Genomic DNA, 21,403 nt, shown 5'->3' with positions numbered 1-21,403 from the left:
GCTGCGCGCTCCTTTTTTCTGAATTTACAGCAGGTTACCCCCATGCAATTTCGCGAGCTGATGGCTGTTATTTCCACCCATGCGATCCGCCTTCAACAGGACGATGAAGACCTGGTCATTCTGGGCGATGACGACGCACTGGACGATGCGTTGTGGGACAGCCTCGCCAAACACAAGGCGCAGTTGCTGGAGCTGGTGGCGAGCCACGGCGGCGACTGGTCGAGCCCGGCGCTGCGCATCACCCCGGACATGCTGCCGCTGGTGCAGCTGGATCAGTCGGCCATCGACCGTATCGTCGCCACCGTGCCGGGCGGCGTGGTGAATGTGCAGGACATCTATCCGCTGGCGCCGCTGCAGGAGGGGTTGCTTTATCACCATCTCTCCGCGCCGGAGGGGGATCCCTATGTGTCGCAGGCGCGGTTCACGTTCGACAGTCGCGAACGGCTGGAGGCATTCACCGAAGCGTTGCGTCGGGTGATCGAGCGCCATGACATTTTGCGCACCGCCATCCTCTGGGAGCATCTGGACGAACCTGTGCAGGTGGTCTGGCGTGAAGCCCCGCTGGTCTGTGAGGAAGTCGATCTGAATGACCGTGAGGATGTACTCGCGCAATTGCTGGCACGCCACGACCCACAATACTTCCGCCTCGATCTGCAACAGGCCCCGTTGCTGCGGCTGGTGTTCGCCGAGGATCCGGCCAACGACCGGGTGGTCGCATTGTTGCTGTTCCATCACATGATCATGGATCACGTCGCGCTCGATGTGGTACGCCGGGAAATTCAGGCCTACCTGTCAGGCCGCGATGCCGAAGTCGCGAGGGCGGTGCCGTTTCGCGACCACCTGGCGAGGGCACGTCTGGGGTCGGATGAGCAAGCGCATCAAGACTTTTTCCGCGAGATGCTCGGCGACATCGACGAGCCGACGCTGCCCGGTGGCTTGCACGATGTACAAGGTGACGGGCAGGGCATCGAGGAAGTTTCGTGCATGCTCGACAGCGATCTGAGCCAGCGCCTGCGTACCCACGCGCGACAATCGGGGGTGAGCGTGGCGAGCCTGATGCACCTGGCCATGGCGCGGGTGCTGGGTCAGCTGTGCGGGCGCTCGGTGGTGGTGTTCGGCACCGTTCTGCTGGGCCGGATGAACGCGGCTGACGGTGTCGAACAGGCCTTGGGGATGTTCATCAATACGCTGCCTTTGCGGGTGGATGTCGGCGGGTCGAGCGTTCATGACGGCGTGTTGGCGACGCACCGGCGCCTGACCGCGCTGCTCGCCCATGAGCAGGCGTCCCTGGCGCTGGCCCAGCGTTGCAGCGCCGTGGCGGTGCCGACGCCGCTGTTCAGCGCCATGCTCAACTACCGCCACAGCAGCGTGGAGGAAGTCGCCGAGGTGATCGAGCTGTCGCCGGGGGTGCACGTGTTGGGCGCCCGCGAGCGCACCAATTACCCGTTGACGGTCAACATCGATGACCTTGGTCAGGACCTGCGCATCACGGTGCTGGCCGACGTGACGCTTGGCGCCTCACGCATCGCCGGCTACCTGCGCACGGCACTGGAAAGTCTCGTCGATGCGTTGCAGAACGATCCGCAAGCCGCATTGCACAGCCTGAACATACTGCCGCCTGCCGAGCGAGAACACTGGCTGCATGGCGTCAATACACCAAAGGCGAAGTTTGCCGACACGCCTTTGATCCATCAGCAATTCGAAGCCCATGCGCACACCCGGCCCGAGGCGGTCGCCTTGCTGTTCGAGGGCCGTACTTACACTTATGAAGCCCTCAACCGCCAGGCCAACCAAGTGGCCCACCGTTTGCTCGCCCTCGGCATTCGTCCGGATGACCGGGTAGCGATCTGCGTTGAGCGCGGTCCGCAAATGATCGTCGGCCTGCTCGGTGTGCTCAAGGCGGGCGCCGGTTATGTGCCGATCGATCCGGCTTATCCGCTGGAGCGCATCACCTTCACCCTGCAAGACAGTGCGCCGGTGGCGGTGCTGATGCAGGCCGCGACTCTGGATCGGATTGCCGGGCTACCCGTGCCGCAGATCGACCTCGATAACGACGATTTGCAGACCGAACCTGAATTCAACCCGCAGATCCCGGACTTGAATCCGGCGCATCTGGCCTACGTGATCTACACCTCTGGCTCCACCGGGCTGCCCAAAGGGGTGATGGTCGAGCACCGCAACGTGGCACGCCTGTTTGGCGCGACCCACGATTGGTTCCGGTTCAATGCGCAAGACGTCTGGGCGTTGTTCCATTCGTTTGCCTTTGACTTCTCGGTCTGGGAAATCTGGGGTGCGCTGGCGTACGGCGGACAGTTGCTGGTGGTGCCGCAACACATCAGTCGCTCGCCGGACGAGTGCTATGCGTTGCTCTGCCGCTCGGGTGTCACCGTACTCAACCAGACACCAAGCGCGTTCCGCCAGTTGGTCGCCGCGCAGGGCCGCAGCCCGTTGCAGCATTCGCTGCGCGAAGTGATTTTTGGCGGTGAGGCACTGGATCCGGGATCGCTCAAACCCTGGTATGCGCGGGTCGGTAACGCCGGCACCCGGCTGGTGAACATGTACGGCATCACCGAAACCACGGTGCATGTGACCTATCGACCGCTGGTGGCGGCAGACGCGCAATTGACCGCCAGCAGTCCGATCGGCGTGCGCATTCCCGACCTGCAGCTGTACGTCCTCGATGCCCGGCGAGAACCCGTGCCGGCCGGAGTGACCGGTGAGTTGTACGTCGGCGGCGCCGGGGTTGCCCGTGGGTATCTGAATCGTGAGGCGTTGACCGCCGAGCGCTTTATCGCCGATCCGTTCAGCGGGCATGCCGAAGCGCGTTTGTACAAGACCGGCGATCTGGCTCGGTGGACGGTGGAGGGCGAACTCGAATACCTGGGACGCAACGACGATCAGGTGAAAATCCGTGGTTTCCGTATCGAACTTGGCGAAATCCAGGCACGTCTTGCCGCCTGCGACGGCGTGCGCGATGCGCTGGTGATCGCCCGCGAGGACAGCCCCGGCGACACGCGTCTGGTGGCCTACTGGCTGGCCGCCGAAGGTGTCGAACCGAGCGTTGCGCAATTGCGCGATCACCTGCTGGCATCGCTGGCTGAGCATATGGTGCCGGGCGCGTTCGTGCGCCTCGATGCCTTCCCGCTGACGGCCAACGGCAAACTCGATCGCCGGGCGTTGCCGCAGCCGGACAACGAAGCCTTCGCCCGGCGGGCATTTGAAGCACCGCTCGGCGAAATCGAAACCCGCATCGCTGTGATCTGGCAGACCTTGCTCGGGCTCGAGCGGGTGGGCCGGCATGACAATTTCTTCGAGCTGGGCGGTCATTCGCTGCTGGCGGTGAAGCTGATCGAGCGCATGCGTCAGCAGGACATGCAGTGCGACGTCCGCGTGCTGTTCGGCCAGCCAAGCGTGGCGGCACTCGCCGCGACGCTGGGAGGGGACGCCACGGTCAGCGTGCCGGCCAACCGCATCGAACCCGGTTGCACCCGCATCACCCCGGACATGCTGCCGCTGGCCACGCTGGATCAAGCGGCCATCGACCGTATCGTCGAGACCGTCGAGGGCGGTATCGACAACGTGCAGGACATCTATGCCCTGGCACCGTTGCAGTCGGGAATCCTCTATCACCATCTGGCCATTGCCGACGGTGACCCGTACGTGCTGCAAGCGCAGTTCGCCTTCGACGGGCTGGCGCAGATCAAGGCGTTCGTTCGCGCGCTGAACAGTGTCATCGCCCGGCACGACATCTTGCGTACCAGCGTGGTCAGGGAAAACCTCGAGGAGCCGGTGCAAGTGGTGTGGCGTGCGGCGCCGCTGGCACTGGAGCGGGTGGATGCCGATCCGCAGGACGGTGATGTGTTGCAGCAAATGCAGGCGCGCTTCGATCCGCGACACTATCGCCTGGACTTGCAGCGTGCGCCGTTGATGCGCTTTGCCTACACCGAAGACCCGTTGCAAAACCGCTGGGTCGGGATCCTGCTGTTGCACCACATCGTCCTCGACCACACCGCGCTTGAGGTGTTGGTGGCCGAGATGAGCGATGCCCTTCACGGGCAAGTCGGTGCGCTGCCGTCCCCCGTGCAATACCGCAACTATGTCGCTCAGGCTCGTCTCGGCTCGAATGCGGAGGCCCATGAGGCGTTCTTTCGCGAGATGCTCGGCGACATCGTTGAGCCGACCCTGGCGTTCGGCCTGCGGGATGTACTCGGCGATGGCACCGGCATCGTGGACAGCGAACGGGCACTGGATGAGCGTCTTGCCGGGCGCTTGCGCAATCAGGCCCGCACGCTGGGCATCAGTGTTGCGAGTCTGGTGCATCAGGCCTGGGGCCAGGTGCTTGCGCAGGTCTGCGGGCGCGAGGAGGTGGTATTCGGCACGGTGTTGCTGGGGCGCATGCAGGGGGGAGAGGGCGCCGATCGTTCGTTGGGTATGTTCATCAACACCCTGCCGCTGCGGGTCCATGTCGGGGCGATGGCGGTGGAGGCGGGTGTCAGGGCGACCCACGAGCGTCTGGCGCAACTGCTGGTGCATGAGCAGGCGCCGCTGATGCTGGCCCAACGTTGCAGCGGCGTGACGGGTTCAGAACCGCTGTTCAATACCTTGCTCAACTATCGCCACAGTGCGCAACAGACGGCGACGCCGGGATGGGAAGGCATCCGGATTCTCGATTCTCGTGAGCGCAGCAACTATCCGCTGGTGGTCAGCGTCGACGACCTTGGACAGGGCTTCCGGCTTTCTGTCCAGGCAGTGCCCGACGTGGATGGCGCGCGGGTCTGCGATTATCTGCAAACGGCGTTGGACAATTTGCTCAGCGCGCTGGAGCAGGATCGCCATGCGTTAATGAATCAGGTGTCGATCCTGTCGGCGGCCGAACGCCAGCGCGTGCTGGTCGGTTTCAATGTCACCGGTCGCGACTTTGCCCACGGCCATGTGGTGCACCAATTGTTTGAAGCGCGAGCGGCGAGCCAACCCGACGCTGTGGCAGTGGTGCAGGGCGGGCAAAGTCTGAGCTACGACGGCTTGAACCGCCGCGCCAACCGCTTGGCCCATCACCTGATCGGCCTCGGTGTGCAACCGGACGATCGCGTCGCGCTCTGCGTGCAGCGTGGTCCGCAGATGCTGGTCGGGCTGCTGGCGATCCTCAAGGCTGGCGCCGGCTATGTCCCGGTCGATCCGGCACATCCGGCAGAACGGATCACTTATCTGTTGCAGGACAGCGATCCGGTGGCGGTACTGGCACAGACGGCCACCCGCGACCTGCTGGGCGCCTTGCCGCTGATCAACCTTGACAGTGACGCCTGGCAGCATCTGCCGGACAGCAATCCACAGTTGCCGGAACTGACCCCGGCACATCTGGCCTACGTGATCTACACCTCGGGCTCCACCGGCCAGCCGAAAGGCGTGATGGTCGAGCACGCGACCCTGGAAAACCTTGTGCACTGGCACACCGACGCCTTCGACCTGCACGCCGGCAGCCACACCGCCAGCGTGGCCGGGTTTGGTTTCGATGCCATGGCGTGGGAAGTCTGGCCGGCGCTGTGCGCCGGCGCGACCCTGCACCTGCCGCCGGAAACGGTGAGCAACGAGCACCTGGACGAACTGCTCGACTGGTGGCGGGCGCAGCCGTTGCAGGTCAGCTTCCTGCCGACACCGGTAGCCGAATATGCCTTCAGCCGCGAGCTGCAACATCCGACCCTACGCACCTTGCTGATCGGCGGCGACAAGCTGCGGCAGTTCAACCGCGAACAGAGTTTCGCGGTGATCAACAATTACGGTCCGACCGAAGCCACGGTGGTCGCCACATCCGGGCCGGTCGAAGTCGGCCAGCCGCTGCACATCGGCCGGCCGATGGCCAACGCCAAGGTATATCTGCTCGATGACCAGCAACGTCCGGTGCCGGTAGGCGTCACCGGCGAGTTGTACGTCGCCGGTGCCGGCGTGGCGCGGGGCTACCTGAACCGTCCCGATCTGACCGCCGAACGCTTCCTGAAAGATCCGTTCAACGAAGGGCGCATGTACCGCACCGGCGACCTCGCACGCTGGCTGGCGGACGGCAACATCGAGTACCTGGGCCGCAACGACGATCAGGTGAAACTGCGCGGTGTGCGGGTCGAACTGGGGGAAATCGAAGCGGCGCTGGCCAGCCATCCGGCGGTGCAGGACGCAGTAGCGCTGGTGCGCGACGGCCAGTTGCTGGTGTGGTACACCGAGCGTGCGCCGACCGATATCGAAGCCCTGCGCAATCATCTGCAAACCCGCTTGCCACAAGCCCTGATCCCGGCCGCTTACGTGCGCCTCGACGCCTTGCCACTGACCGCCAACGGCAAACTCGACCGCAAGGCCTTGCCGGATCCGGATCAAAGCGCCTGGCTCAGCCGCGAATACGAAGCCCCGCACGGCCCGGTGGAAACTGCGCTGGCGCAGATCTGGGCTGACGTGTTGAAACTGGAGCAGGTCGGACGCCACGACAACTTCTTCGAACTGGGCGGCCACTCGCTGCTGGCCGTGAGCCTGATCGAACGCTTGCGCCAGATCGGTCTGAACACCGATGTGCGCGTGCTGTTCAGCCAGCCGACTCTGGCAGCATTGGCGGCTGCGGTGGGCAGCGGTCGCGAAATCGAAGTGCCGGCCAACCGCATTCCTGCCAACTGCACCCACATCACCCCGGAGTTGCTGAGCCTGACCGAACTGGATCAGCCAAGCATCGACCGGATCGTTGCCACGGTGCCGGGCGGTGCCGCCAACGTGCAGGACATTTATCCGCTGGCGCCGTTGCAGGAAGGCATCCTTTATCACCACTTGAGCGCAGAGCAGGGCGATCCGTACTTGCTGCAATCATGCCTCGCCTTTGCCAGCGTCGAGCGCTTGCACGCTTTTGCCAACGCCTTGCAAAAGGTGATCGCGCGCCACGACATCCTGCGCACCAGTCTGGTTTGGGAAGGATTGCCGAGCCCGCAGCAAGTGGTGTGGCGAGAGGCTGCGCTGGCGGTGCAACCGGTCGCTCTGAATCCGCTGGATGGCGATATCCTCCATCAGTTGCGTGCACGATTCGATGCCCGGGATTATCGCCTCGACCTCGGTCAGGCACCGCTGATCCGTCTGATGTACGCCGAAGATCCGCTGCATGACCGGGTGGCAGGCGTGTTGTTGTTCCATCACGTCGTGCTGGATCACACGGCGCTGGAGGTGGTTCGCCGGGACATGCAGGTGTATCTGCCGGGACAGCTTGAGTCTTTGCCGCCCGCCGCGCCGTATCGTAACTACGTCCATCAGGCCCGCCAGGGCATCAGCGAGGACGAACACGAAAGCTTCTTTCGCGAGATGCTCGGTGATATTGACGAGCCGACCCTGCCGTTCGGCTTGCAGGACGTCCAGGGCGATGGTCGCAACATCGAGGAGCACTCGCTGACGCTGCCGGTGGAATTGAATCGGCACTTGCGTCGCCAGGCGCGGCAATACGGGGTCAGCGTCGCGAGCCTGTTTCATCTCGCCTGGGCGCGGGTGCTGGCGGCGACTTCCGGACGCCGGGACGTGGTGTTCGGCACCGTGCTGCTGGGGCGCATGCAAGGCGGCGAGGGCGCGGATCGGGTTTTGGGGATGTTCATCAACACCTTGCCACTGCGCGTGCAGGTAGACGGACAGAGTGTGAGTGAAGCGGTTCGCACGGTTCATGAGCGGCTGGCGGCTTTGCTGGGACACGAACATGCCTCGCTGGCACTGGCTCAGCGTTGCAGCGCCGTGGCCGCGCCTTTGCCGCTGTTCAGCGCGGTACTCAACTATCGACACAGCGGCCACGACGCTGCGCGACAGACGATTGATCCGGTCTGGCAGGGCATCGAATTCCTGGCCCAGGACGGACGCACGAATTATCCGCTGACCCTGAGCATCAATGACCAGGGCGATGCCTTCAGCCTGTCGGTGCTGACCCCGGATCATGTGGGGGCGCAGCGGGTCTGCGAGCTGATGCACAGCGCTCTGACGGAACTGGCGGCAGCGTTGGCTGACAACCCCGGACAGGCCTTTGAACGTCTCAACGTCCTGTCAGCGGCGGCGCGCGCGCAGCTGCTTGGCGACTTCAACGCGAGCACGGCGGTTTACCCGTCAGCGCAAGGTGTTCATCGTCTGTTCGAAGCGCAGGTTGCGCGCACGCCGGAGGCCGTGGCGGTTCAGGCGGGCACGCAGCGCCTGACGTTCAGGCAATTGAACCAGCGCGCCAATCGCCTGGCCCATCATCTGCGGGGGCTAGGTGTTACCACCGATACGCGAGTGGCGATCTGTCTCAAACGCAGCCCGGAGATGCTGGTCGGGTTGCTGGCGATCCTCAAGGCCGGCGCCGCTTATGTACCGGTCGACCCGGCTTATCCGCCCGAGCGCATCGCTTATATGCTGGCCGACAGTGCGCCGGCAGTGGTACTGGTTCGCGACGTGGATTTGCCGAATCAGACAGGTGTGCCGGTGATTGATCTCGCTCATGAGAGCTGGCAAGGCCTGTCGGATGCTGACCCGCAGGTCGCCGATTTTACGCCGGACAACCTGGCCTATGTGATCTACACCTCGGGCTCCACTGGCCAGCCAAAAGGCGTGATGGTCGAGCACGCGACCCTGGAAAATCTTGTCCACTGGCACACCGACGCCTTCGACCTGCACGCCGGCAGCCACACCGCCAGCGTGGCCGGGTTTGGCTTTGATGCGATGGCCTGGGAAGTCTGGCCGGCGCTGTGCGTCGGCGCGACGTTGCACCTGCCGCCGGAATCGGTGAGCAATGAACATCTGGACGAACTGCTCGACTGGTGGCGGGCGCAGCCGTTGCAAGTGAGTTTCCTGCCGACGCCGGTGGCCGAATACGCCTTCAGCCGCGAGCTGCAACACCCGACCCTGCGTACCTTGCTGATCGGCGGCGACAAGCTGCGGCAGTTCAACCGCGAACAGACTTTCGCGGTCATCAATAACTACGGCCCGACCGAAGCCACGGTGGTCGCCACCTCTGGTCCGGTCGAAGTCGGGCAACCGCTGCACATCGGCCGGCCGATGGCCAATGCCCGTATCTACTTGCTCGATGACCAGCAACGCCCCGTGCCAGTAGGTGTGACGGGGGAGTTGTACGTCGCCGGCGCCGGCGTGGCGCGGGGTTACCTGAACCGTCCCGAGCTGACCGCCGAACGCTTCCTGAAGGATCCGTTCAACGAAGGACGCATGTACCGCACTGGCGACCTCGCACGCTGGCTGGCAGATGGCAACATCGAATACCTGGGCCGCAACGACGATCAGGTCAAACTGCGCGGTGTGCGGGTCGAACTGGGGGAAATCGAAGCAGCGCTGGCCAGTCATCCGGCAGTGCAGGACGCAGTAGCGCTGGTACGCGACGGGCAATTGCTGGTGTGGTTCACCGAGCGTGCGCCGACCGATGTCGAAGCCCTGCGCAATCATCTGCAAACCCGCTTGCCACAAGCGCTGATCCCGGCGGCTTACGTGCGCCTCGACGCCTTGCCGCTGACCGCCAACGGCAAACTCGACCGCAAGGCCTTGCCGGATCCGGATCAGAGCGCCTGGCTCAGCCGTGAATACGAAGCCCCGCAAGGCGCGGTGGAAACTGCGCTGGCGCAGATCTGGGCCGATGTGTTGAAACTGGAGCAGGTCGGACGCCACGACAACTTCTTCGAACTGGGCGGCCATTCGCTGCTTGCCGTCACCCTGATCGAACGCCTGCGCCAGATCGGCCTCAACACCGACGTGCGCGTGCTGTTCAGCCAGCCGACCCTGGCCGCCCTGGCGGCTGCGGTGGGCAGCGGGCGCGAGATCGAAGTGCCGGCCAACCGCATTCCTGCCGACTGCACCCGCATCACTCCGGAGTTGCTGAGCCTGACCGAACTGGATCAGCCAAGCATCGACCGGATCGTTGCCACGGTGCCGGGTGGCGCTGCCAATGTGCAGGACATTTATCCGCTGGCGCCGTTGCAGGAAGGCATCCTTTATCACCACTTGAGCGCGGAGCAGGGCGACCCGTACTTGCTGCAATCGTGGCTGGCCTTCGACAGCCTCGAGCGGCTCGACAGCTTCGCGGCGGCGCTGCGCAAGGTCATTGCACGCCACGACATCCTGCGCACGGCGGTGATCTGGCAGAAACTGGCCGAGCCGATGCAAGTGGTATGGCGTCACGTCGAGTTGCCGGTGCAGGAGATCCTGTTCGACCCGGCGGATGGCGACGTTCTCGAGCAGTTGCACGAGCATTTCGATGCCCGGCACTACCGCCTCGACATCAGCCAGGCACCGTTGCTGCGTCTGGTGTATGCCCGTGATCCAGCCCACGGTCGGGTGGTCGCGATGTTGCTGTTCCACCATCTCGTGCTCGATCACACCGCGCTGGATGTGGTGCAACAGGAAATGCTCGCCTGCCTGCAAGGGCATGAGGCTTCGCTGGGCGCGGCCGTGCCTTACCGCAACTACGTGGCGCAGGCGCGGCTGGGTGTCAGCGAGCAGGAGCACGAGGTGTTCTTCCGGGAAATGCTCGCCGACATCGACGAGTCGACCCTGCCTTTCGGCTTGCAGGATGTGCAGGGAGACGGTCGCGACATCGAGGAAACACAACAGGCCCTGACCGCCGCCACCGGCCAGCGTCTGCGCAGTCTCGCGCGGCAACTGGGCATCAGCGTGGCCAGCCTGTTCCACCTCGCGTGGGCGCAGGTGCTGGCGGCGACGTCCGGACAGGAGCGGGTGGTGTTCGGCACGGTGCTGATGGGCCGGATGCAGGGCGGCAACGGGGCCGACCGGGCGTTGGGGATGTTCATCAACACCTTGCCACTGCGGGTCGATCTGGGGGCAACCCCGGTGCGCGAAGGCGCTCGGGAGACGCATGCGCGGCTCAGTGCGCTGCTCGGCCATGAACACGCGTCACTGGCGCTGGCCCAGCGTTGCAGCGGCGTGGCCGCGCCGTCGCCGCTGTTCAGTTCGATGCTCAATTACCGGCACAGCGCCGACGAGGCGCAACAGCAAAGCGTGCGTCAGGCCTGGCAGGGCATCGAGACCCTGAGCAGCGAAGAACGCACTAACTATCCATTGAGCATGGGCGTCGATGATCTGGGCAGCGGTTTTGTGCTCACCGCCATGACCCCGACGAGCATCGGTTCGCAGCGGATCTGCGACTACATGCAGACCGCGCTGGAGACACTGGCGGATGCTCTGGAACAGGCACCGGATCAGCCGCTGAACCGCTTGCCGATCCTTGACGGCGAAGAACGTCAGCGGGTGCTTTACGACCTTAACGTCACCGGCACCGCCGACAATCTGGAGCAAACCGTTCACGGGCTGTTCGAGGTGCAAGTGCAACGCACGCCACTAGCCGTTGCTTTGCAGGCCGGTGAACAGCGGCTGACCTACGCCGAGCTCAACGCTCAAGCCAACCGACTGGCGCATCACCTGCGCGAGCTGGGCGTGGGGCCGGATTCGCGGGTGGCAATCTGTGTCGAGCGCGGGCTGGAACTGATCGTCGGTCTGCTCGGTATCCTCAAGGCCGGCGGTGCCTATGTGCCGCTGGATCCGGCGTATCCGAAGGAGCGTCTGGATTACATGCTCAAGGACAGCGCCCCGGTGGCGGTGCTGGTGCATGGGGCGACTCGCGCCTTGCTCGACGAGAGCACCGCGCGGGTGATCGATCTGGATCAGGACCACTGGACATTCAACCCGGATGACAACCCGCAAGTGCCGAACCTGAGCGCTTCGAACCTGGCTTACGTGATCTACACCTCCGGTTCGACCGGTGCGCCGAAAGGGGTGATGGTCGAGCATCGTGGCGTCGGCAACCTGCTGCACTGGAGTTCGCAGCTGTGTCCCGTCGTGGCGGACGGCGCCCTGTTGCAGAAGACCCCGTTCAGTTTCGACGCCTCGGTCTGGGAACTGTTCTGGCCGCTGAGCGCCGGGTTGCGTCTGGTGCTGGCGCGTCCTGACGGGCACCGCGAGCCGGCGTATCTGGCGCAGGTGATTCGCGAGCAGCAGATCAGCGTGATCCAGTTCGTGCCGGTGCTGTTGCAACAGTTCCTCGAGCAGGATGACGTCAGCCAGTGCAGCAGCCTCACCGACGTGTTCTGTGGCGGTGGCGACCTGACGCCGGCGCTGGCGCGTCTGGTACGTGAGCGTTTACCGCAGGTGCGTCTGCACAACGTTTACGGCCCGACTGAAGCCACGGTCGACAGCACGGTGTGGACGCTGGAGCCGTCGATGCCGGTACCGGACAGCGCGTTGCCGATCGGACGGCCGATCAACAACACCCGTCTGTATGTACTCGATGCTGCCGAGCGGCCGGTACCGATGGGCGTGATCGGTCAGTTGTTCATTGGCGGTGCCGGGGTTGCGCGGGGCTACCTGGGGTTGCCGCAGTTGATGGCCGAACGATTTATCCCGAGCCCGTTCGTGGCCGGCGATCGGCTATACGCCACGGGCGACCGGGTGCGCTATCGCACCGATGGGCAGCTCGAATTCATCGGGCGCAACGACTTCCAGGTCAAGCTGCGTGGCCTGCGTCTGGAACCGGGTGAAATCGAGGCGCAACTGCTCAGCCATCCGGCGCTGCGCGAAGCCGTGGTGCTGGTGCGTGAGGAGCGTCTGGTGGCGTACTTCACCTGTAGCGCCGAGGCGGGGCAACCGGGGATCGAGGTGTTGCGCGAACACCTGCTCGCACGTTTGCCGGATTACATGGTGCCGTCGGCATTCGTCGCGCTAGACCGCCTGCCGCTGAGTCCCAACGGCAAGGTGGATCGCAAGGCATTGCCCGCACCGGATCAGGCTGCGGTCAGTCACCGCGAATACGAAGAGCCGGTCGGCGAGATGGAAGTTCTCCTTGCGCGACTGTGGTGCGAATTGCTCAAAGTCGAGCGCGTCGGGCGGCAAGACCATTTCTTTGAGCTGGGAGGGCATTCGTTGCTGGCGGTCAGCCTGATCGGGCGCCTGCAACAGGCAGGTATCGAAGCCGATGTCCGGACGTTGTTCGAGCAACCGACTCTGGCTGGTTACGCGGCTATCACGGAAAGAATGGAGATCGTCCTGTGAACCTGAATGAACTGTTGGCGACGCTGAAGACAAAAGACATCCAGTTGGCAATCACGGACGGGCAGTTGCGGGTCAATGGCAACAAGCAGGCCCTGAGTGAACCGGCGTTGCTGGCTGCATTACGCGAGCACAAACCGGCATTGATCGAGCTGATCGAGGCGGGCGGTTACTCGGCCGCACGAGAGGGGCAGGTTGCAGTGCCGGTCAATGGCATTTCACCGGGCACAACACGGGTCACCCCGGCGATGCTGACAATGGTTGACCTGAACCAGGACACCCTCGATCAAATTGTCGCGCAGATCCCTGGCGGCGGCGCCAACGTCCAGGACATCTATCCGCTGACGCCGTTGCAGGAGGGCATCCTCTACCACCACGCGAGCGCTGCACAGGGTGATCCGTATGTGATGCAGGCGAAATTCGCGTTCAGCGGACCCGAGCGGTTCGAGGCATTCGTCCAGGCCCTGCAGACTGTCATCGAGCGCCACGACATTCTGCGCACCGCCATCGTTTGGGAAGGACTGGACACGCCGGTGCAGGTCGTCCTGCGAAGTGTCGAGTTACCTTTGGAAAACGTGCAGCTTGATGCGGCTCAAGGCGATGTCCTGGAGCAGTTGCATGCGCGATTCGACGCCCGGCACTTTCGTCTCGACGTGACACGCGCGCCGCTATTGCGCCTGGCCCATGCCTGGGATGCAGGCACCGGGCGTATCGTCGCGATATTGCTGTTTCACCACATGGCAATGGATCATTCGGCGCTCGCGGTGGTCAGCGAGGAAATGCAGGCGTGCCTGTCAGGACAGAGCACCAGACTGGGAGCGCCCGTACCGTTTCGCAATTATGTCGCCCAGGCGCGGCTAGGCATCAGCGAGTCGGAGCACGAGGTTTTTTTCCGCGAGATGCTCGGTGACATCGACGAGCCGACGTTGCCGTTCGGCCTGCAAGGCGTGCATGGCGACGGCAGCGACATCGAAGAGTGCGGTGTGCCACTTGACCCGTTGCTGGGGCAGCGCCTGCGAGCCAGTGCCCGGTCGCTCGGGGTGAGTGTCGCGAGTCTGTTCCATCTCGGCTGGGGGCAGGTCCTCAACGCACTCACCGGAAAATCTGCTGTTGTGTTCGGTACCGTGCTGATGGGGCGGATGCAAGGGGCGGAGTCGACCGACCGCGCGCTGGGCATTTTCATCAACACCTTGCCGCTGCGGGTCGAGGTCGACGCGCTGGCAGCGGGTGAGTCGGTGAAGGCCACCCATGCACGTCTGACCCGTCTGATGCGCCATGAGCACGCCCCGCTGGTGCTGGCCCAGCGTTGCAGCGGGGTGGTCGGGTCATCGCCGCTGTTCAGTTCACTGCTCAATTATCGGCACAGCACCTCGAGCGCCAATGCCAGTGCCGAAGCGCTCTCGGCCTGGGAGGGGATCAGCGTCCTGCATGCGGAGGAACGCACCAATTACCCGCTGACCTTGAGCATCGATGACTTTGGCGATCACTTCAGCCTGACGCTGCTGGCCAGTCGTGAAGTCGAGGCGCAGCGGATCTGCGGCTATATGGTGTGTGCCATGGAAAACCTGTTGCAGGCGCTGGAGCACGCGGCGGATACGCCGCTGAGTCAACTGTCGGTGTTGCCCGCCCCGGAGCGCGAACAGCTGTTGACGGGGTTCAACGCCAGCGATGTCGAATACGTTCGCGGACAGACGATTCATCAACGCTTCGAGGCGCAGGTCGTCGCGCGACCGCAAGCGCTGGCGGCGGTGCACCTGGACAAGCAACTGACGTTCCACGAACTGAACCGCCAGGCCAACCTTCTGGCACATCGCTTGATCGAACTGGGCGTGCAACCGGATGACCGGGTAGCCATTGTCGCCCGGCGAGGGCTGGATACCCTGGCCGGATTGCTCGCCGTCCTCAAGGCAGGCGCCGGGTATGTGCCGATCGACCCCGCGCATCCGGCCGAACGCCTGAATTATCTGCTGAGCGATTGCGAGCCAGTGGCGATTCTGACTTCAAGTGACCTGCTCGCACGGCTGCCGGGACAGGAGCTGCCGGTACTCGATCTTGATCCGCGCACCTGGCGCTCCGGCAATGACGCAAACCCCGTGGTACCAGGTCTGTCCGAGGCGAACCTGGCTTATGTGATCTACACCTCGGGCTCCACCGGTTTGCCCAAGGGCGTGATGGTCGAACACCAGACACTGGCCAATCTGGTCGACTGGCACAGCAACGCCTTTGACCTGTGTGCCGGTCGCCATACGTCGAGTCTGGCCGGGTTCGGCTTCGACGCAATGGCATGGGAAGTCTGGCCAGCTCTGTGCGTCGGCGCGACCCTGCACCTGGCACCTGCGCAGGACGGCGGCGAAGACGTCGACGGGCTGCTGGCCTGGTGGTGCGCGCAACCGCTGGACGTGAGTTTCCTGCCGACGCCGGTCGCCGAATACGCCTTCAGCCGGCATCTCGAGCACCCGACATTGCGCACCTTGCTGATCGGCGGCGACCGCTTGCGTCAGTTTTCGCGCAATCAGCATTTCGATGTGATCAACAACTATGGCCCGACCGAAGCCACCGTAGTCGCAACGTCCGGACGGATCGAGGCGGGGGAGGCGCTGCACATCGGTAAACCGGTGAGCAATACCTCGGTGTATCTGCTCGACGAGCAACAGCGTCCGGTGCCGATCGGTGTGTCCGGAGAGCTGTATATCGGTGGCGCAGGCGTGGCGCGTGGCTATTTGAACCGTGCTCAACTGACCGCTGAACGCTTTCTGCCGGACCCGTTCAGTCAACGCCCGAATGCGCGTCTGTATCGCACCGGTGACCTTGCCCGCTGGCGCCCGGACGGGACGATCGAATACCTGGGGCGCAACGATGATCAAGTGAAAATCCGCGGCATGCGCATCGAACTGGGGGAAATCGAAAGCCGTCTGCAGCAGCTTCCCGGCATTCAGGAAGTGGTGCTGCTGGCCCGTGAAGATGAGCCCGGACAACCACGGCTGGTGGCCTATTTCACCGAGCAGGCGCAGGTGCAGCCACTGGCTGTGGCGCAACTGCGCGAGCATCTGCTGGGCCAGTTGCCCGAGTACATGGTGCCGGTCGCGTTCGTCCGGCTCGACAGCCTGCCGCTCACCGCCAATGGCAAACTGGACCGCAAAGCCTTGCCTTTGCCGGAGCGCACGGCTCTGCTCATACGCGAATACGAGGCGCCGCAAGGCGAGCTGGAATGCACGCTGGCGCAGATCTGGGCCGAGGTTCTGCAGGTTGAACGGATAGGCCGACAGGATCATTTCTTTGAGCTGGGCGGCCATTCGCTGCTGGCCATGCGCATGGTCGCGCAAGTGCGTCAGCGGCTGGGCGTGGAGCTTGCGCTCGGCGAGTTGTTCGCCAATGCCGAGCTGGCGTCGGTGGCGCAGTCGCTTGCCCGGGCCGGACGCTCGACGCAGCCACCGATCCTTCCGGTACCTCGGGACGGTGTATTGCCGCTGTCGTTTTCCCAGCAGCGCTTCTGGTTTCTGGCGCAGATGGAAGGTGCCAACACGGCTTACAACATTCCGATCGGTCTGCGTCTGCGCGGTGTGCTCGACGCCGATGCACTGCAACGGGCGCTGGCCCGGATTGTCGCCCGGCACGAAAGCCTGCGCAGCCGTTTCACGCCGTACAACGGCGAAGCCCAGGTGTTGATTACTCCGCCCGACAGCGGTGTGCTGCTGCGGGTCGAGGACCTGCGCCAGCACCCGCAGGCCGACGAAGCCTTGCAGGCGCTGATTCAGGGGGAAGCTTCCGGCCCGTTCGACCTGCAGGACGATCCGTTGATTCGCGGACGACTGGTGCGTATGGCCGACGATCACCATGTGTTGCTGATCACCTTGCATCACATCATCTCCGACGGTTGGTCGATGGAGGTGCTGACCCGCGAGCTGATGGCGCTGTATCAGGCTTTCAGTCAGGGGTTGGCGGACCCTTTGCCGCCGCTGGCGTTGCAATACACCGACTATGCCGTCTGGCAGCGACGTTGGCTGAGCGGGGAGGTTCTGCAGCGCCAGAGCGAATACTGGCAACGCACGCTGGCCGATGCGCCTGCCTTGCTGACGTTGCCTGCCGACCGACCGCGGCCACCGCAACAGGATTACGCCGGCAGCAGCGTCGAAGTGTGCCTGGACGAGCGTTTGAGCGCCGGGCTCAAAGCCTTGAGCCAGCGCCATGGCGTGACGCTGTACATGACGATGCTGAGCGCGTGGGCGATGCTGCTCGGTCGTTTGGCCGGGCAATCGGACGTCGTGGTCGGCTCGCCGGTGGCCAACCGTTTCCGGGCCGAAATCGACGGACTGATCGGGTTGTTCGTCAACACCCTGGCGTTACGCATTGATACCTCCGGTGAGTTGAGTACCGAAGCGCTGCTGGCGCGGGTCAAGGCGCTGACCCTGCAGGCCCAGGCCCATCAGGACCTGCCCTTCGAGCAAGTGGTCGAAATTGCCCGCCCGGCCCGCAGCCTGGCCCACAGCCCGTTGTTCCAGACCATGTTCAACTGGCGCAACAGCGACGGACCGGTGTTGGCGCTGGGAGATCTGACCCTGGAAGCGGTGGCGGAGCCGAGTCACTTCGCCAAGTTCGACCTGACCCTGACCCTGGGTGAATCGCCCAACGGGATAAATGGCTGGATGGAGTACGCCACAGCGCTCTTCGATGAGGAGACGGCACGGCGTTATGCCGGTTACTTCCAGCGCCTGTTGCAGGCCATGGTCAACAACGACCAGGCCGTGCTGGAACACGCGCAGATAATCGAGGATCAGGAACGCACGCAGTTGCTCGACGAATTCAACGCCACCGCGCGGAACAGTCCGCAAGTGCTGACCGTGCACCGTGTATTCGAGATGCAGGCCGCCGAGCATCCGCAAGCCGTCGCGGCGGTGCACGGGACGCAGGTGTTGAGTTACGCAGAACTGAACCGCAGCGCCAACGACCTGGCTCATCATCTCATCGCTCAAGGTGTACGGCCTGGCGATCATGTGGCGATTCTGTTGCCACGCTCGCTGGAGCTGTTGGTCGCGCAGTTGGCGATCATCAAGTGTGCGGCGGCCTATGTGCCACTGGATATCCACGCACCAGCCGAGCGTCAGGCATTCATGGTGCAGGATTGTCAGGCGGTCGCGCTGTTGACCGGCAGCGGTCAGGTCATCGAGTACCCGGTACGGCGAATGGATCTGGATACCCTGGCGCTTGCCGAGAGTCCTTCGCACAACCCGGACGTGCCTCAGTCCTCGGAGGCCTTGGCGTACATCATGTACACCTCGGGCTCCACGGGCACCCCGAAGGGGGTCATGGTGCCGCATCGCGGCATTACCCGCCTTGTGATCGATTGCGGCTACGCCGATTTCAACTCGAGTGACCGGGTGGCATTCGCTTCGAACCCGGCGTTCGATGCGAGCACCATGGATATCTGGGGCGCCTTGCTCAACGGTGGCCAGGTGGCCGTCATCGATCATGCGACCTTGCTCGACCCGCAGGCATTCGGTCGGGAACTGAAGCGCTGCGGGGCGACAATCCTCTTCGTCACCACCGCGTTGTTCAATCAGTACGTGCAATTGATTCCCGAGGCGCTCAAAGGGCTGCGCATCCTGCTGTGCGGTGGGGAGCGTGGCGATCCGGCGGCGTTTCGAAAGCTGCTCGCCGAAGCACCGGACCTGCGCCTGGTGCATTGTTATGGCCCGACCGAAACCACGACGTACGCCACCACCTTCGAAGTGCGTGAGGTGGCGCCGGATGCGGACAGCGTTTCGATTGGCGGCCCCATCGGCAATACCCGCGTGTATGTGCTGGATAACCGGCAACAACCGGTGCCGTTCGGCGTCACCGGCGAGTTGTACATCGGTGGTCAGGGGGTAGCGCTGGGCTATCTGAATCGGCCTCGACTGAGTGCCGAGAAATTCCTCCGTGATCCGTTCAGCGACAATCCGCAGGCCTTGATGTATCGCACGGGCGACCTGGTGCGCTGGCAGGCGCCGGGGCGACTGGAATGCATCGGCCGCAACGATGACCAGGTGAAGATCCGCGGCTTCCGCATTGAGCTCGGAGAAATCGAAAACCGTCTGTTGAGCTGTCCGGGGGTCAAGGAAGCGGTGGTTCTGGCCCGACGCGACGGACAGGAACCAACGCGTCTGGTGGCCTATTACACGGCGCACGATCCTGCATTGCAGGGCGCCACACTGCGCGCGCTGCTGCAAGCCAGGTTACCGGAGTACATGGTGCCGACCGCCTGGGTGGCGCTGGAGAGCCTGCCGCTGAACAACAACGGCAAGGTCGATCGCAAAGCGTTGCCGGCGCCGACACACCAAGCGCTGGTCATGCGTGACTATGAAGCGCCGGCCAATCCTCTTGAGGAATCACTGGCCGGGCTCTGGGCGCAAGTGTTGCAAGTCGAGCGGGTAGGCCGCCATGACAACTTCTTCGAACTGGGCGGGCATTCGCTGCTGGCGGTGCGGCTTGTCGATCTGATGCAAAAGTCCGACAGGCCGATTTCGTTGGCCGAGCTGTTCCAGCATCCCACGGTCGAGGGGACTGCCACGCTGCTGTGTCAGCGCAGCGACGCTGTGCCGCTGCATGACGGCGTGGTCGTGGTGCGTGCAAGTGACCAAGGCACGCCGTTGTTCCTGGTGCATGAGTTCAGTGGCCGTGACCTGTATTTCCCGGCGCTGGGCCTGCACATCGGCGGCGAGTTCCCGATTTACGGCTTGCCGGGTATCGATCCCGGTATGGCGCAACTGCGCACCATGGAGTGCCTGGCGGCCCGGCTGGTCGAGGTGATCCGCGCCAGACAACCCCACGGCCCCTATCGGCTTGCCGGCTGGTCGTTCGGTGGCGTGCTGGCTTATGAAATCGCGGCGCAACTGCTCGGGATGGACGAGTCAGTGGCGTTCGTCGGGCTGATCGACACCTATGTGCCGCGCCTGGCCGATCCGAACAAGGCGCAGTGGAACGATGCACATGTGCACAAGCGCCAATTGCTTTTGCATTGCACGGCGCATTGGGCCGGGCACGAGACACAGGAGCAGCAAGCACTGGCGCGTCTGGCCGTGTTGCAGACCGAACTTGAGCAGTGGGCGTTCGCCGATTTGTTCAACCACTGTCACGAGCAGCAGTTGCTCAGACCCGAGCTGGCAGCTGTCTCGGCAGCGGATGCCTGGCAATACCTCGACCGGGAAGTGGCCCACGGGCATGCGTTGGCCCATTACCGGATCAACCCGATCGGTTTGCCATTGCATCTGCTGCGTGCCACGGAGCGTTCGGCGCCAATGTCACGACTCAGCCCCACGCGCGGTTGGGCAGAAGAATTGCCAGGTGTGAAGCTGAACTGCATCGACGTACCGGGCGATCACCAGAGCATGATGAAAGCACCGCACGTTCAGGCGCTGGGGCAGGCCCTGACTCAGGCGCTGGAAACGGCAACTGCGCCAGCGCCAGCGGCGTATCAGCCGATCCTGACCATTCAGACCGGTCACACCGGGCATGCACCGATTTTCTGCGTGCCGGGGGCCGGCGACAGTGTCACCGGGTTCATCCACCTGACCGAGGCGCTGGGGCCGGAGTGGCCGATTCATGGGCTGCAACCGCGAGGCCTCGACGGCGCGACGGTGCCGCACAGCCGGGTTGAAAGCGCCGCCACGTTCTATGTACGGGCGCTTGAGCAGTTGTACCCGCAGGGGGCGGTGCATCTGATCGGGCATTCGTTCGGTGGCTGGGTGGCCTACGCCATGGCAGCTCAGCTGCAGGCGGCGGGACGCGAGGTGGCGTCCCTGAGCCTGATCGACAGCGAATCACCGGGCGGCAACAGCGTGGTGGGCAAGCCGTACACCACGACGGCGGCGTCGTTACGCCTGATCGAGTCGCTGCAACTGTCCAGCGGCAAGTCTCTGGGCATCGATGCGCTGTCCTTCGCCGAAGCCGACGACAGCACGCAAATGCGCCTGCTGCACGAGGGGATGGTGCGCGCGGGTGTGCTGTCCGAACGTGCATCAGCCGATGCGATGCACGGCCCGGTGCGCACCTTCGCCACCGCGCTGCGCACGGTTTATCGGCCGGCGCTGGCCTACACCGGTCCGGTGCGTCTGGCGCTGGTGGACGACCCGACGCTGGACGCCTCGGGCAACCGGCGCGAACAGGCGGCGATGCTCGAAGGCTGGCAGCGTGAGGCCAGGGATCTGGCGGTGTGGTACGGCCCGGGCAACCACTTCACGATTCTCAAGGCACCCAACGTCTTCAGTCTCGCGGCGTGGTGGCATGACGGGCTGACGGTGGCGGCGGGGCAAGTGTTGTCCTGATTGACGTTTTTATCCTGGAACCCGGCCGCTGGCCGGGCTCAACCCTGAACGGAATTGTGGTCATT

General features: G+C 64.0%; 2 protein-coding genes. Both read left to right on the top strand.

Annotated features, from left to right (window positions below):
• Positions 1–42: 42 nt before the first annotated feature.
• A complete protein-coding gene (locus ACTJK7_RS25620; RefSeq protein ID WP_440780852.1) occupies positions 43–13,041 on the top strand; it encodes an amino acid adenylation domain-containing protein in 12,999 nt (4,332 codons plus the stop codon).
• A complete protein-coding gene (locus ACTJK7_RS25615) occupies positions 13,038–21,338 on the top strand; it encodes an amino acid adenylation domain-containing protein (RefSeq protein ID WP_440780853.1) in 8,301 nt (2,766 codons plus the stop codon). Before ACTJK7_RS25620 ends, ACTJK7_RS25615 begins: the two co-directional genes overlap by 4 nt.
• Positions 21,339–21,403: the final 65 nt, after the last annotated feature.

This window comes from Pseudomonas sp. 22085 (assembly GCF_052045815.1).
Lineage (GTDB): Bacteria > Pseudomonadota > Gammaproteobacteria > Pseudomonadales > Pseudomonadaceae > Aquipseudomonas > Aquipseudomonas glycinae.
This window is presented reverse-complemented; position numbering and strand designations above follow the sequence as displayed.

What these genes read in the sequence shown, in the direction of transcription:
- ACTJK7_RS25620 (WP_440780852.1), top strand. Translation starts at nt 43, where the DNA reads ATGCAATTTCGCGAGCTGATGGCTGTTATTTCCACCCATGCGATCCGC.